Here is a 15,256-nt window from a genome sequence, read left to right as displayed (position 1 = left end):
AACTCTAAAAACATGAAAAAACAAATTTTAAACCTTAAAACCTTAGCCTTGCTATTTAGTATTTTATTATTGGCCTATAGTTGTAGTGATGACGATGCTCCAAAAGAAGTTATAGACGAAATAAGTGAAGAAGGAAGTAGATGGATAACAGTTGCAGCCGCTAGAATGAGTGAAGAACCTGGCGATGGTAATGGCGGTACTTTAATTTACTCCGTTAGTAGTGAAGACGCTAAAGACCCAACAGTATCTATTGAAGCTTTTGAAAACGGATTTATTGCACCATCAAACAGAACGGCTCGTTTACAATCATCTGAAGATGGAAATACTATTTTTAACATTAGCTACGCCGGTGATACTGGTGGTAACTATACTAAATATCTTGTAGAAGGCGGACAAACCTTTACTCAAACCGGAACAGAAATCAGTATTGCGCCTTACGTAGGAACAGCTCCAAGATGGATTAAATTATTCGATGGCGACCAAACAGGTGCTGCCGTTTACGTTTCTACAGAACATGAAGCTGATGCCGATGGAAATTACACAAGAACTAATGCTACTATTGGTGTAGTAACTTTAGATTTAGAAAACTCGCTAATAAACAACTTCCAAGAGCACGATGTGCCTTTAACAGCTGAAGAAGAAGCTCTAGGTTACTATATTTCTAGAATTGATATGCCAACTTTAAATGCTGCTGGCGATAAATTATATATTGGTGCACGTTTAAGTAAAGTTGACCCTGCCACTACTGAAGGCGATAGCGATTATGAAATTTTAGGATCTAAAACGATTGTATTAGATTATCCATCACTTTTAAATCCATCAGTTATTACATCAACTGTAGGACACGGAAATACTAACGGATACCGTAGTATTAATGCTTTTCTTTATGACGGAAGTGTTTATCAAGCTAACCAGAATGACCCTGAAGGTTCTCATATTTTAAAAATCAATGCAGATAACACTTATGACGATTCTTATGATTTTAATTTAGATGAAGCTTTAGGTATCGAAGGTGCTTATATTCTTGCTTGGAGACCTGCCTCTAACGGAAAAGCTGTATTAGCTTACCGTCATGATGGTTCTGCGGAAGGCGTTGCTGGAGCTCAAGGATTTTTTGCTCTTGTTGATTTAAATGCTAAAACAGCTCAAAAAATTGAAGATATCCCATATCACGAAGATTTCTACTTATTCCAATACCAAGGTTTTGTAGTTGATGGAACAGAAATATACTTAACTCAAACTCCTGTTGGACAAAATGGAAACATATATGTTGTAGATACCGAAACTGGTGTTGTAACAAAAGGTGCAGAATTAGTTAATGTAGAAGGAAGCCACTTTATAGGAACTTTCTAATAAACAAGCCATATAATTACAAACAAAAAACGCCAATAGATTTAAATCTATTGGCGTTTTTAATATAAAAAATTTAAGTTTTAAATGCTACAAGAAGTAATCTCTGTAACTCTTAAAGTATTTACCATACCTTTATCTTGAATTGGCATAGCAGCTAAACTAATTAACATATCACCAACTTCTAAATGACCTTTTTTACAAGCTATTTCATTAACATCTTCGATAGTTTCATCGGTACTAACGAACTTATCATAATAAAACGCATGAACACCCCAAAGCAAACTTAAACGTGTTAAAATTCGTTTATTTGATGTAAAAACTAAAATATGACATGAAGGTCTCCAAGCTGAAATTTGAAATGCAGTATAACCACTATTTGTTAAGGTAGAAATAGCTCTAGCATCAATTTCATTTGCCATAAGCGCCGCATGATAACAAATTGATTTTGTAATATACCTATTTGTTCTAATATGCGGTGGTAATTGCGGCACCTTAATTAATTCAGAATCTTCAACACTTTTTAAAATGTTGCTCATTTGTCTAATAACTTCCACAGGATATTTACCAACTGATGTTTCACCTGAAAGCATAACAGCATCGGCACCATCCATAACAGAATTGGCAACATCATTTACTTCTGCTCTTGTTGGCGTTAAACTATCTATCATAGTTTCCATCATTTGCGTAGCAATAATTACCGGAATTCTCGCTTTTTTAGCACGTAAAACCAATTGTTTTTGGATTAACGGTACTTCTTCTGCAGGAACTTCCACACCTAGATCTCCACGAGCTACCATAATACCATCACAATGCGTAACAATTTTATCAATATTCTCTACAGCTTCTGGTTTTTCAATTTTAGCAATAATTGGAATTTTATGTGTACCATGTTTTGCTATTAAATCACGCAATTGTATTAAATCTTCAGCATGACGCACAAACGATAATGCCATCCAATCTACATCTAGTCCTATAGCAAAAATAGCATCTTCAATATCTTTTTCTGTAAGTGCAGGTTGAGATATGTTTGTATTTGGAAGATTTACTCCTTTTTTAGATTTTAATGGTCCACCTTGAACAACTCTTGCTAAAACTTCAGATTTTCCGTCTGTAGAAACAACTTCAAAAAGTAATTTTCCGTCATCTAAAAGAATACGTTCACCTGGTTTCGCATCTTGCGGAAACCTATCGTAAGTCATGTAAACACGCTCCTTAGTTCCTACAAAACGTTCACCCGTAGCGAAAATAATTTCGTCACCAGGGTTTACAAAAACATCTTCTTCCATAACTCCTACACGAAGTTTCGGACCTTGTAAATCACCTAAAATGGCGGCAGTAAAACCAAACTCTTCGTTTAACTCACGAATCATGGTGATACGCTCAGTCACATCTTTATAATCAGCATGAGAAAAGTTAATTCTAAATACATTAACACCTTCTTCAAGCATCGCTTTTAGTACTTCTTTCGTGCTTGTAGCTGGCCCTAGGGTTGCTACTATTTTGGTTTTTTTTCTTGTTGCCATTAGCTAAAAATTAAATTGTCTTTTGATTTTAATTGATTTGTATCAATACTATAAGCAGTTGCAATTAAAGATATTTCTAAAATATTATCTAAAATATATTTTTCTTTACTTGAACTGAACTCGTTTTCTATTTTTAAAAAATAATTAACACGCTTATATTCTGGTATTAAATGAATTGTTTTTGTTATTTTTTCTTGATTATCAAATAAAGATTCATAACTAATTTGTTGAAAACTCTCGGTTTTACAAGTATTAGACACTAAACTCCATGTGGTTAGCTGCTTTTTATCTTCCCATTCAAATATAGAATAGTTAGATTTACCCTTGTTAAAATCTAAATCCTTAGACCTTCTAGCAAGTTTTATCTTTAAGTGTTTATTAAGAAGAAAGGCCAGACGGTAGTCCTCAATCGAGCAATGCATTGCTACTAATATGTATGATACATCGTCAAAAACATCATCAAGTATCAGTTTATGAACAGCCATAACTTCATTTTAATATTTGTAAATATAGTATATATAACAATTACTAAATACATTTTATAACGAATCTTAATAAGAATCGGTACTAAAACGTTATAGTTAATTTTATTTTCTAGTAGAGCTTAAGTTTAGCTAAACTGTTTTAGTAATTTTATTTTGAAAAACGAAAAAAGCACGCTTTGAAGCTTTTTCTTCTGCTTTTTTCTTTGAAGTTGCTCGCGCTTTCGATACAACCTTATTATCTATAGATAGCTTAACCGAAAAATGCCTAACATCATCATTTCCCGTATCTTCATAAACGTTATACCCAAAAGTCTTCTTTTCTTTCTGGCACCACTCGATAAGCAGACTCTTATAACTAATAACTTTACCTTCTAAGGTCGCGATATCAACATAAGGCAAAATTACGCGATTATAAATAAATTTTTCGCAATACTTATAGCCTCTGTCTAAAAAAATAGCTCCTACTAAAGCTTCAAACAAGTTACCGTGAATATTATCGCCAAATTGGCCTTTTGGTATTTTGCTTTCTACTAAATCAATAAGTTTTAAATCCTTACCTAACTCGTTTAAATGCTCTCTACTTACTATTTTAGAGCGCATTTTGGTAAGATAACCTTCATCGCCACTAGGCACTTCTAGATATAAGTGAGAAGCAATAACTCCGCTTAACATGGCATCACCCAAGAATTCTAATCGTTCATAATTAATAGCATTTCCTTCGCTATCTTTTATGTTCATAGAACGGTGTGTAAAAGCCTTTCTGAAATACTTTATATCCTTAGGCTTAAAACCAAGAATTTGATTTATTTCCATAAAAAAATTCCCGCTGCGTTTAAAACGGGAATTTAATATGTTACGAATGTATTTCATTCGGGATTTAATCTAATTTTTTGAATACTACACAGGCGTTGTGACCGCCAAATCCAAATGTATTACTCATTCCTACTTTTATATCTCGCTTTTGTGCCTTGTTTAAGGTTAAATTTAATTCTGGATCTATATTCTCGTCTACCGTAGTATGGTTTATGGTTGGAGGTATAACTCCGTTTTCCATCGCCAAAATAACCGAAATCGCTTCAATAGCGCCTGCTGCACCTAATAAGTGCCCAGTCATAGATTTTGTTGAATTAATATTTATGTCTTTAGCGTGACTTCCAAAGATCTCTGAAATTGCCTTTAATTCTGCAACATCTCCTAAAGAGGTTGATGTACCATGTGTATTAATATGGTCTACATCTTCCGGTTTAAGTCCTGCATTTTGCAAGCAATTTTTCATAACCGCTACAACTCCAATTCCATCTGGATGCGGTGCTGTCATGTGGTAAGCATCAGAAGATAAACCTCCTCCAATAAATTCCGCATAAATTTTAGCCCCTCTTGCTTTTGCATGCTCATATTCTTCTAGAATAAGTGCGCCTGCACCTTCGCCTAGAACAAAACCATCACGCGTTCCATCAAATGGACGTGAGGCCGTTTCCGGACTTTCATTTCTAGTTGATAGTGCGTGCATAGCATTAAATCCGCCCATACCTGCAATAGTTACTGCTGCTTCACTTCCGCCTGTAACAACCACATCACAATGCCCTAAACGAATAATGTTTAAAGCATCAAACATAGCGTTAGCCGAAGATGCACATGCAGAAACTGTTGTATAGTTTGGCCCCATAAAACCATGTTTTATAGAGATGTTTGCTGGTGCAATATCCGCAATCATTTTAGGAATAAAGAACGGGTTAAACCTTGGTGTTCCATCTCCTGCAGCAAAGTTTAAAACTTCGTTCTGGAAGGTTTCCAATCCACCAATTCCTGCTCCCCATATAACACCTACTCTTAACTTGTCAACTAAATCTAAATTCAATTTTGAGTCTCCAATGGCTTCATCTGCTGCTACCATAGCATATTGTGCAAACTTATCCATTTTTCGAGCCTCTTTTCTATCAAAAAAATCAGTCGCGTTAAAGTTTTTCAATTCGCAAGCGAATTTCGTTTTAAACTTTTCGGTGTCATAATATGTTATAGGCGCAGCACCGCTTTTACCACTAACTAAACCTTCCCAAAATTCATCTTTGGTATTGCCTATTGGTGTTAAAGCCCCTAATCCTGTGACTACAACTCGCTTTAATTCCATAAAATATTTTGCTTATTTTGCTGCTTCGATGTATGATATAGCTTGACCTACTGTTGCAATGTTTTCAGCTTGATCATCTGGAATTTGGATATCGAATTCTTTTTCAAATTCCATTATTAATTCCACAGTGTCTAAAGAGTCTGCTCCTAAATCGTTTGTGAAGCTAGCTTCAGTTACAACCTCATTTTCGTCTACTCCTAATTTATCAACGATAATAGCTTTTACTCTTGATGCAATGTCTGACATAATTTTAATTTTTTAATTTTATTAGTTGGCAAAAATAAAAAACTTTATTTTTAAAACACACCTTTACTCTAAAAATGTGTGTGTAATTTACTAAAAAAAGTTTTAAGTATTTCTATTTTACCTTCTTATTGTTAATATTTATTCTTTTTTTTGTTTGAATAATTATTAAACACAATGTCTGTAAATGAAACGAATTGTAATTTTTGCGTCCGGGAGTGGTACTAATGCTGAAAATCTAATTAAGTTTTTTCACAACAGAGAAAATGCTTCTGTTATTCAGATACTAACTAACAATCCTCATGCCAAAGTTTTGGATCGCGCCAAAAAACTTAAGGTTAGTGCTCTTTCTTTTAATAAAATTGCGATTTCTCAAACGGAAGACGTTCTTAACATTTTAAAGGCATCAAAGCCTGATTTAATAGTATTGGCGGGCTATTTATGGAAATTTCCCGAAAACATATTAAAAGCCTTTCCTAATAAGGTAATTAATGTGCACCCTGCATTATTACCAAATTACGGCGGAAAAGGGATGTTTGGAATGCATGTTCATAATGCTATTGTTAACAATAAAGAAAAGGAAACTGGAATCACCATTCATTATGTAAATGAACATTATGATGAAGGCGCTATAATTTTTCAGGCGAAATGCGATGTGAATGAAACAGACTCGGCTGATGATGTTGCAGCGAAAATTCATGAATTGGAAATGGAATACTTTCCGAAGGTTATAAATGATATATTGTCGAAATAAATACTAAACTTTAATTTATATAGATTGCCACTTTCGTGGGAATAACCAAACATGTCTAAAAAAAAGAAATACTATACCGTTTGGAAAGGCAAAAAAACAGGCGTTTTTAAAAAATGGAACGACTGTAAAGCACAAATAACCAATTTTGATGGCGCACAATATAAATCCTTTACAACATTAGAAGCAGCAGAAACGGCATTAGAAGGTAATTATTTTGATTACATCAGAAAAAACAAAGGTTTTAAAAGCGAATTAACTCCCGAACAGCTTAGAAAAATAGGGCAACCCAATTATAATTCCATTTCGGTTGATGCTGCTTCTAGCGGAAACCCAGGTATTATGGAATACCGCGGTGTAGATACCAAAACGAAAAAACAACTATTTATTCAAGGCCCCTTTCCGGAAGGCACCAATAATTTAGGTGAATTTCTCGCACTAGTTCACGGTTTAGCTATTCTTAAAAAAAATAACAGCGACCGTATTTTATATACAGATTCGCGCACTGCGATGAGTTGGGTACGCAAAAAAATATGCAATACTAAACTAGAACGTAGCGCCAAGAACAAACCCGTTTTCGATTTGGTAGATCGTGCCATAGATTGGTTGAAAAACAATAGTTACAAAACCGTAATTGTAAAATGGGAAACTAAGGCTTGGGGAGAAATTCCAGCAGATTTTGGACGAAAATAATTGTTTTCAATAAAAAACTTAAAGGACTTCTCTTATTGATAGATTCACAGAATTAATCTATAATAATTAAATTTTCTTGCAATAAACACCCAATAAATTAAGAATTTAAAACACGTAAATTCTAACAATTTATTAGGGAAATGGTGCTTAAAAAAACCATATATTTGCAGAAAATTATCAAGAACTTTCATGGGTAAATTAGTAATAGTTGGCACAGTAGCTTATGATGCTATTGAAACGCCATTCGGTAAAACCGATAAAATTTTAGGTGGCGCTGGTACGTACATCGGCTTATCTGCATCTAATTTTGATGTAGACTCTGCCATTGTATCTATTGTTGGTGGCGATTTTGAACAAAAATATTTAGACTTACTTTCTAGTAAAAATATCGATATTTCGGGTATTGAAATAGTGAAAGAAGGCAAAACATTCTTTTGGAGCGGAAAATATCATAACGATATGAATTCTCGCGACACTTTAGTCACTGAGCTAAATACTTTAGAAGACTTCAATCCTATTGTTCCAGAAAACTATAAGGATGCCGAAGTGGTTATGTTAGGAAACTTACACCCACTCGTCCAATCTAGTGTATTAGATCAAATGACTACTAAACCAAAATTAGTAATTCTAGATACTATGAATTTTTGGATGGATATTGCACTCCAAGATTTACACAATGTAATAAAACGTATTGATGTGATTACCATTAATGATGAAGAAGCACGACAATTAACTGGCGAATACTCGTTAGTTGTTGCAGCGCAAAAAATTCATGAAATGGGACCAAAATATGTGGTTATTAAAAAAGGAGAACATGGCGCATTATTATTTCATAACGAACAAATGTTTTATGCACCAGCTTTACCATTAGCAGAAGTATTTGATCCAACAGGAGCCGGAGACACCTTTGCAGGTGGCTTTGCAGGTTATTTAGCAAAAACAGGCGATGTATCTTTTGAAAACATGAAAAATGCTGTTATTTATGGCTCTGCCCTAGCTTCTTTTTGTGTCGAGAAATTTGGCACAGAACGCATGGAAAATCTATCGCATAGCGAAGTACAACAACGACTGATGCAGTTTAAGCATTTAACGCAATTTGAAATAGAATTAACATAAACTAACGCGCTCAAAATTTGGGCGCGTTTTTAGTTTAACAGATATTGTTATTCTCACAAAGCCTGATAGTTATCAGATGAGAAATTAAAAAATTTATTTTTAAAGTGAACTTAAAGAACAAAGCGAAAACATTTAGACTATGAGTGATGCCCTAAAACACGAATGTGGAATAGCAGTTATTAGACTATTAAAACCGTTAGAATTTTACAAGGAAAAATACGGTAGCGCATTTTATGGCGTAAATAAAATGTATTTAATGATGGAAAAGCAGCACAACCGTGGTCAAGACGGAGCTGGGCTTGCAAGTATTAAATTAGATACAAAACCAGGTGAACGCTACATTAGTAGAGTACGTTCTATTGCTCAGCAACCTATTCAGGACATTTTTGCTCAAATAAACGACCGTGTTAATGCCGAGTTTAAAGCACACCCGGAATATATGAATGATGTGGCTGCGCAAAAAAAGAACCTTCCTTATATTGGCGAAGTGTTACTTGGACATGTGCGTTATGGAACTTTCGGAAAAAACAGTGTCGAAAGTGTACATCCATTTTTAAGACAAAACAACTGGATGCACCGTAACCTTATTATGGCCGGAAACTTTAACATGACTAATGTAAAAGAATTATTCAATAGCTTGATTGAATTAGGGCAACATCCAAAAGAATATACTGACACCATTACTATAATGGAAAAAATTGGTCATTTTCTTGATGATGCAGTTAGTAAAATATATCGTGATTTAAAAAAAGAAGGTTATAATAAACAACAAGCTTCTCCTTTAATTGCTGAACGTTTAAAAGTTGGTAAAATTTTAAAACGTGCTGCTAAAAGTTGGGATGGTGGTTATGCTATGGCTGGACTTATTGGCCATGGTGATGCTTTTGTTTTACGTGATCCAGCAGGAATTCGACCAGCTTACTATTATCAAGATGATGAAATTGTTGTTGTAGCTTCAGAACGTCCAGTAATTCAAACCGTATTTAATGTGAAGTTTGAAGATGTTAAGGAACTAGAACCAGGACAAGCTATTATTATCAAAAAATCTGGAGAATTTAGATTGAAACAAATATTAGAGCCTTTAGAGCGTAAATCTTGTTCATTCGAGCGTATTTATTTCTCAAGAGGTAGTGATGCCGAAATTTATCAAGAACGTAAAATGCTTGGTAGATTACTTATGCCGAAGGTTTTAAAAGCTATTGATAACGATACAAAAAACACGGTATTCTCTTTTATTCCAAATACTGCCGAAACATCGTTTTTCGGGATGATTGAAACTGCAGAAGACTATATTAATAAAAAGAAAACGGATGCTATTTTAAACGGAAAACGCTCTATTTCAGCAGAAGAAGTAACCGAAATTTTATCAGAACGTGCTCGTGTTGAAAAAATAGCAATTAAAGACGTAAAGTTAAGAACGTTTATTACGGAGGATAGCAGTCGTGATGATTTAGTAGCTCATGTTTACGATGTAACTTACGGGGTTATAAAGCCAACCGATAATTTGGTAATTATTGACGATAGTATTGTAAGAGGTACCACTTTAAAGAAAAGTATCTTAAAAATGCTAGATCGTTTAAATCCTAAAAAAATAATTGTTGTATCATCGGCTCCACAAATCCGTTATCCAGATTGTTATGGAATTGATATGGCAAACTTAGAAAGTTTAGTTGCTTTTCAAGCTGCTTTAGCGTTGTTAAAAGACAACAATAAGTATCATATTATCGAAGATGTTTACAAAAAATGTATAGAGCAAACTGATTTGAAAGATAAGCACGTACAAAACTTTGTAAAAGAAGTTTACGATCCGTTTACAGATGAGCAGATTTCAGATAAAATATCAGAGTTGTTAAGCGACGATAGTATGAAAGCAGAAGTTAAAGTTATTTTCCAATCGGTTGATAATTTACACAAAGCTTGCCCGGAACATTTAGGAGACTGGTATTTTACAGGAGACTACCCAACCAATGGCGGAAACCGTGTAGTTAATCGTGCATTTATCAATTTTTACGAAGGCAATAATGAACGTGCGTATTAATTTTTAAATTATCGTTTTTCTTAAATTTAATTACGAAAAATGTATTTCACCCTAAAAAAATGTATTTCATCTAAAATATAACAAATTTACGGCAAATACACATAAATTAGTCTCACCATAACATAAGTAGGTTAAGTTCATGGTAGATTTGGGGCAAAAAAAGGCGAACATCTGTTCGCCTTTTTTTATGCACAATATTTTCGTTTCTAATTTATTTTCGATTAAACCCCAACAATAATTAATATAACTCTTAAACCAATATATCAGTAGTTTAACTAAGAAATTTTAGTAACTAAGTATACAAACATATATTTGTCTCACCATAACATAAGTAGGTTAAGTTCATGGTAGATTTGGGGCAAAAAGGTGAACATCTGTTCACCTTTTTCATTTTATAAAATCTCGCATTTTCTTTAAATAAACTTCAAGTAGAATCAACTCCTTTTACCCCCCTTATATTCTACTTTCATATAAAGGCCTAATGGTACTGTTTCTTCAACTAAACAAATACATTCTACAAATCTTAATCAAGTAACGATCAAGCTAGATTTCATCGTCATATTTTTCCGAAGATAAAATCTATTAAATTTCCGAATAGAAATTATTAAAAAAAAAACCGTCTCCTTTAACAGAAACGGCTTTATAAAATATTATATGTTATTTACTTACTTTGCTTCAGCATAACGTTTTTCAACTTCATTCCAGTTAACAACACTAAAAAATGCTTTAATATAATCTGGACGACGGTTTTGGTAGTTTAAGTAATATGCATGTTCCCAAACATCTAAACCTAAAATTGGAGTTCCTTCACAAGTTACACCTGGCATTAATGGGTTATCTTGGTTTGGCGTAGAACAGATTTCTAGCTTCCCTCCTTTATGAACACATAACCATGCCCAACCAGATCCAAAACGAGTAGCTGCTGCTTTACTGAACTCAGCAATAAATTCATCTTTAGATCCAAAAGTTGCATCTATAGCATCTTTTAATTCTCCAGATAAATATCCTTTATCTTCAGGATTCATTACACTCCAAAATAAAGAGTGGTTAAAAAACCCACCTCCATTATTTCTAACCGCTGCATTATCCATATCTAAATTTGTAAGAATATCTTCAATAGATTTCCCTTCTAAATCGGATCCTGCAATAGCATTATTTAAATTATTTGTATATCCTTGGTGGTGCTTAGTATGGTGTATTTCCATAGTACGTGCATCCATATGTGGTTCTAAAGCGTCGTAAGCGTACCCTAATTCTGGTAATTCAAAAGCCATAATTTTTATTTTTATTTAATTAATATTTAATTTATTTCAAATCTACACATAAATCAGGTTAATTAAAAATAATAAATTGTTATCAACTCATCGATAGTTTTTATCTTGTATGCAAATTAAAATTCATGCAAAGCAACCAACCTTTTACTATTTACAACGCCTCAGCGGGCAGCGGAAAAACATTCACCCTAGTAAAAGCCTATTTAAAAATCCTATTTAGTTCAAATAAACCTTATTTATTTAAGAATATTTTAGCAATTACTTTTACAAATAAAGCGGTTGCAGAAATGAAAGGCCGCATTATAGATACTTTAAAGGAATTTTCGAGTGAAAAAATTCTGAAATCTGACAATGCCATGTTTTCATCAATTTGTAGCGAATTAGATTTAAAACCAGAACAACTTCATAATAAAGCTATTACACTTTTAGAAAGTATAATACATAATTACGCTGCTTTCGATATTTCTACCATAGATGGTTTTACCCATAAATTGATTAGAACTTTTGCACACGATTTAAAATTACCATTAAATTTTGAGGTTGAATTGGACCAAGATTCTCTTTTAAGGGAAGCCGTAGACAGCCTAATTTCTAAAGCAGGAACCGATGATATACTTACCAAGGTATTGGTGGATTTTGCTATTGAAAAGACAGACGACGATAAAAGTTACGATGTAGCTTTCGATTTTAATAAAATAGCCAAACTATTGGTTAATGAAAACGATATCCCTTTTTTTGAAAAAATAAAAGATAAAACTTTAGAAGATTTTAAAACACTGAAAAATCAGCTAAAAAAAGATATCATACAAGAAGAAGCCTTTATTGCAGAAAAAGCAAAACAATTTTTAGTACAGCTTGAAGCATCTGGACTAGAATTTAAAGATTTTACTAGCGGATATTTACCAAAACATTTTGAAAAACTAGCCAACAACAATCTAAATGTCGCCTTTGGGAATAAGTGGCAAGAAAATCTTGAAAACGGCACATTGTACCCAAAACGAGTTACGGCAGAAATAGCCGGAATTATTGATAGTTTACAACCACAGATAAACCTCGTTTTCAACATAACTAAGCAAGCGGTATTTAACCATAAATTTTTGAAAGCTTTTTATAAAAACATCACACCACTATCTGTTTTAAATGCTATAAACACAGAACTTACTTTACTTAAAGAGGATCAAAACAAAATGCTGATTTCAGAATTTAATAGCATTATTAGCAAAGAAATTAAAAACCAACCTACACCATTTATTTATGAGCGTATTGGTGAAAAGTTTAATCATTATTTTATTGATGAATTTCAAGATACTTCCGAAAGCCAATGGAGTAATTTAATTCCGTTACTCGAAAACTCAGTAGCCTCCGAAAACGGTAGCACCATGATAGTTGGTGATGCAAAGCAAGCTATTTACAGATGGCGTGGTGGTAAAGCAGAACAATTTATAGATTTGTTTAACAAAAAAAGTCATCCATTTCCAATCGAACAACTGGTAGACAATTTACCAGACAATTACCGAAGCTTCAAAGAAATTGTTGGTTTCAATAATAGTTTTTTTAAGTTTCTTTCGAGTCAAATTTTTAAAAAAGAAGATTATAAAGATTTATATGAAAACGCAAGTCAAAACATAAAAAAAGATCAAACAGGTTATGTTGAAATCTCTTTTCTAGATTTTGAAAAAGAAGATGATAAAGACGATGTTTTCCCAAAAAAAGTACACGAAAACATAAAAAACTGCTTAGTAAACGGTTATAAACTAGAAGACATCTGCGTTTTAGTTAGAAAGAAAAAGGAAGGTGTAGCAGTTGCAAATTATTTAAGTCAGCAAAATATCCCGATTATATCATCGGAAACTTTACTAATCAACAATGCTCCTGAAGTGGTTTTTACAAATGCCGTTTTAGGCTATTTAATGCAGCCTAAAAATGATGAGCTTAAAATGGAGATTTTGGATTATTTAGCGAAGCTTTTTAACATTGAAGACAAACATGGCTTCTTCGCAAATCATATTACGCTTAATATTTCAGATTTTTTCAAGAGCTTTGAAGCCTTCAATATTTCAATAAATAGTGAAACTTTATTGCAATTACCACTTTATGATTTAGCTGAAACTATTGTTAGAAGTTTCAATTTAGTAAAAACATCAAACGCTTATGTGCAGTTTTATTTAGATATTGTTTTAGACTTTTCACAGAAAAAAGGATCGGATATTTCGGCCTTTGTAGAATATTTCGACAAGAAAAAGGAAAACCTGAGTATTATTTCCCCGAAAGGGCAAGATGCTGTGCAAATAATGACCATACATAAATCTAAAGGTCTAGAATTTCCGGTAGTTATCTTTCCGTATGCAGATATGGATATTTACCGAGAAATAGAACCTAAAGAATGGTTGGAAATTGATAAAGAAAAATATAATGGGTTTTCGCATACGCTTTTAAATTTCAATAAAGATTTTGAGTTCTTTGGAGAACAAGGCCAGCAAATATTTGAGAACCATAAAGCAGAGCAAGAATTGGATAATATTAATTTGCTTTACGTTGCACTTACACGCCCAGTAGAACAACTATATATTATATCGAAAAACGATAGCGCTTTGAAAGAAGAGGCAAAATCTAAAAAATATTCCGGCTTACTTATCAATTATTTACAACATTGCAATCTTTGGAACGATAGTGAATTGATTTACAGTTTTGGCGACATTACAAAAACATCAAAGGAAACTTCAACTTCAAAAGAAACTAATATTCAACACGAGTTTATTTCAACCTCAAAAGAACATCACAACATAAAAGTTGTTACCAAATCTGGTTTTCTTTGGGATACCAACCAAGAGGAAGCAATTGAAAAAGGGAATTTAATACATGATATTATGTCGCACATTGAAACAAAAGATGATGTTGACAGTGTTATTAAGGATTTTGTTTCATCGTCCACTATAAATCAAGAGCAAGCTTTTGAGCTTAAACCGCTAGTTTTTGAAATCGTAAATCACAAAAAACTCGCTACATTTTTTACAAAAAGCAATACCATATATAATGAGCGAGACATTATAACGAAAGAAGGTGTTATTTTACGTCCAGACCGCGTAGTTGTAAATGCAAATAAAGAAGCCGTAATTTTAGACTACAAAACTGGTATTGAAGACAAAAAACATGAACAACAACTTCAGGTTTATCAAGATATTTTAGAAAGCATGAATTTCTCTGTTAAACAGAAATTCCTTATATATATTAACCAAGAAATTAATATTAAAGAACTTTATTTTTAGAAAAACTGTTAAATTACACATGAATTAAGGGTGTTAAATTGTTAAAAATAGCAGCACACTTAATCTAAATGTAATTTCTTACAAAGAAAAATATTTTATTCTTAAAAAAGACAATAACGCCTTCTTTTGTTGCAAATTCCAAACGCTTAACTGTCTCAAACTATCGCATTTTGCTGAAAAAAAAGAAAATTCACTGCTTTTTTTTATAAAACTTTAAAAAAGTAAAATTTGAATGATTAAACACTCCAAAACAAGGCGAGACAATGTTAATACGGCAACGACACGTTATACATAACTGTTAAATTTGATAAAAAAAGACTTGAACAATCGACGAAATACACGTGTCTAACTATTTTTTATATATTTGTCTTTGTTAATAAGATATA

The 15,256-nt window shown here is 32.9% G+C and carries 12 protein-coding genes; 6 read left to right on the top strand and 6 right to left on the bottom strand.

The genetic code is table 11. The annotated features are described in order from the left end of the window. Positions 1 to 12 precede the first annotated feature (12 nt). Positions 13 to 1,353: a hypothetical protein gene (locus GQR97_RS06660; protein ID WP_158846703.1), complete on the top strand. Its 1,341-nt coding sequence runs from the start codon at positions 13 to 15 to the stop codon at positions 1,351 to 1,353. A gap of 80 nt (positions 1,354 to 1,433) precedes the next feature. Here the strand turns inward: GQR97_RS06660 and pyk are convergent, their stop codons facing one another. The 5 genes from pyk to GQR97_RS06635 all read right to left on the bottom strand — a co-directional run bounded on the left by pyk (position 1,434) and on the right by GQR97_RS06635 (position 5,735). After that, positions 1,434 to 2,876, bottom strand: a complete 1,443-nt coding sequence (gene pyk, locus GQR97_RS06655) for a pyruvate kinase (RefSeq protein ID WP_158846701.1) — start codon at positions 2,874 to 2,876, stop codon at positions 1,434 to 1,436. After that, complete coding sequence (locus tag GQR97_RS06650) at positions 2,876 to 3,361, bottom strand: IPExxxVDY family protein (RefSeq protein WP_158846699.1); 486 nt, start codon at positions 3,359 to 3,361, stop codon at positions 2,876 to 2,878. Before GQR97_RS06650 ends, pyk begins: the two co-directional genes overlap by 1 nt. Positions 3,362 to 3,490: 129 nt before the next feature. Further along, complete coding sequence (gene rnc / locus GQR97_RS06645) at positions 3,491 to 4,231, bottom strand: ribonuclease III (RefSeq protein WP_158846697.1); 741 nt, start codon at positions 4,229 to 4,231, stop codon at positions 3,491 to 3,493. A 7-nt stretch (positions 4,232 to 4,238) separates the two neighbouring features. Further along, positions 4,239 to 5,489 carry a beta-ketoacyl-ACP synthase II gene (gene fabF / locus GQR97_RS06640; protein WP_158846695.1) on the bottom strand — a complete coding sequence of 417 codons (1,251 nt, stop codon included), beginning with the start codon at positions 5,487 to 5,489 and terminating at the stop codon, positions 4,239 to 4,241. A 12-nt stretch (positions 5,490 to 5,501) separates the two neighbouring features. Further along, on the bottom strand, positions 5,502 to 5,735 hold the full coding sequence (locus tag GQR97_RS06635; protein ID WP_007647141.1) for an acyl carrier protein: 234 nt from the start codon (positions 5,733 to 5,735) through the stop codon (positions 5,502 to 5,504). 184 nt (positions 5,736 to 5,919) lie between these two features. On the opposite strand from GQR97_RS06635, the gene GQR97_RS06630 reads away from it, so the two are divergent. From GQR97_RS06630 to GQR97_RS06615, 4 genes are all read left to right on the top strand, one after another. Continuing rightward, a complete protein-coding gene (locus GQR97_RS06630; protein ID WP_158846693.1) occupies positions 5,920 to 6,486 on the top strand; it encodes a phosphoribosylglycinamide formyltransferase in 567 nt (188 codons plus the stop codon). 51 nt (positions 6,487 to 6,537) lie between these two features. Next, positions 6,538 to 7,176 (top strand): viroplasmin family protein, encoded by a 639-nt coding sequence (locus GQR97_RS06625; RefSeq protein WP_158846691.1) that lies wholly within the window; start codon positions 6,538 to 6,540, stop codon positions 7,174 to 7,176. A gap of 189 nt (positions 7,177 to 7,365) precedes the next feature. Then, positions 7,366 to 8,292, top strand: a complete 927-nt coding sequence (locus GQR97_RS06620; RefSeq protein WP_158846689.1) for a PfkB family carbohydrate kinase — start codon at positions 7,366 to 7,368, stop codon at positions 8,290 to 8,292. A 139-nt stretch (positions 8,293 to 8,431) separates the two neighbouring features. Continuing rightward, positions 8,432 to 10,330 (top strand): amidophosphoribosyltransferase, encoded by a 1,899-nt coding sequence (locus GQR97_RS06615; protein WP_158846687.1) that lies wholly within the window; start codon positions 8,432 to 8,434, stop codon positions 10,328 to 10,330. A 665-nt stretch (positions 10,331 to 10,995) separates the two neighbouring features. On the opposite strand, the gene GQR97_RS06610 is transcribed toward GQR97_RS06615, so the two are convergent. Further along, positions 10,996 to 11,604 carry a superoxide dismutase gene (locus GQR97_RS06610; RefSeq protein ID WP_158846685.1) on the bottom strand — a complete coding sequence of 203 codons (609 nt, stop codon included), beginning with the start codon at positions 11,602 to 11,604 and terminating at the stop codon, positions 10,996 to 10,998. 125 nt (positions 11,605 to 11,729) lie between these two features. Here GQR97_RS06610 and GQR97_RS06605 point away from each other — a divergent pair, with 125 nt between their 5' ends. Beyond that, the gene (locus GQR97_RS06605) at positions 11,730 to 14,870 is read left to right on the top strand and encodes a UvrD-helicase domain-containing protein (protein ID WP_158846683.1); all 3,141 of its coding nucleotides are present in this window, start codon (positions 11,730 to 11,732) and stop codon (positions 14,868 to 14,870) included. The last annotated feature ends 386 nt before the right edge of the window (positions 14,871 to 15,256 follow it).

This window comes from Algibacter sp. L1A34, assembly GCF_009796805.1.
In the GTDB taxonomy this organism is placed as follows: Bacteria; Bacteroidota; Bacteroidia; order Flavobacteriales; family Flavobacteriaceae; genus Algibacter.
This window is presented reverse-complemented; position numbering and strand designations above follow the sequence as displayed.

Coding starts and splice junctions, on each gene's coding strand:
- GQR97_RS06660 (WP_158846703.1), top strand. CDS start 13: ATGAAAAAACAAATTTTAAACCTTAAAACCTTAGCCTTGCTATTTAGT.
- pyk (WP_158846701.1), bottom strand. CDS start 2,876: ATGGCAACAAGAAAAAAAACCAAAATAGTAGCAACCCTAGGGCCAGCT.
- GQR97_RS06650 (WP_158846699.1), bottom strand. CDS start 3,361: ATGGCTGTTCATAAACTGATACTTGATGATGTTTTTGACGATGTATCA.
- rnc (WP_158846697.1), bottom strand. CDS start 4,231: ATGAAATACATTCGTAACATATTAAATTCCCGTTTTAAACGCAGCGGG.
- fabF (WP_158846695.1), bottom strand. CDS start 5,489: ATGGAATTAAAGCGAGTTGTAGTCACAGGATTAGGGGCTTTAACACCA.
- GQR97_RS06635 (WP_007647141.1), bottom strand. CDS start 5,735: ATGTCAGACATTGCATCAAGAGTAAAAGCTATTATCGTTGATAAATTA.
- GQR97_RS06630 (WP_158846693.1), top strand. CDS start 5,920: ATGAAACGAATTGTAATTTTTGCGTCCGGGAGTGGTACTAATGCTGAA.
- GQR97_RS06625 (WP_158846691.1), top strand. CDS start 6,538: ATGTCTAAAAAAAAGAAATACTATACCGTTTGGAAAGGCAAAAAAACA.
- GQR97_RS06620 (WP_158846689.1), top strand. CDS start 7,366: ATGGGTAAATTAGTAATAGTTGGCACAGTAGCTTATGATGCTATTGAA.
- GQR97_RS06615 (WP_158846687.1), top strand. CDS start 8,432: ATGAGTGATGCCCTAAAACACGAATGTGGAATAGCAGTTATTAGACTA.
- GQR97_RS06610 (WP_158846685.1), bottom strand. CDS start 11,604: ATGGCTTTTGAATTACCAGAATTAGGGTACGCTTACGACGCTTTAGAA.
- GQR97_RS06605 (WP_158846683.1), top strand. CDS start 11,730: ATGCAAAGCAACCAACCTTTTACTATTTACAACGCCTCAGCGGGCAGC.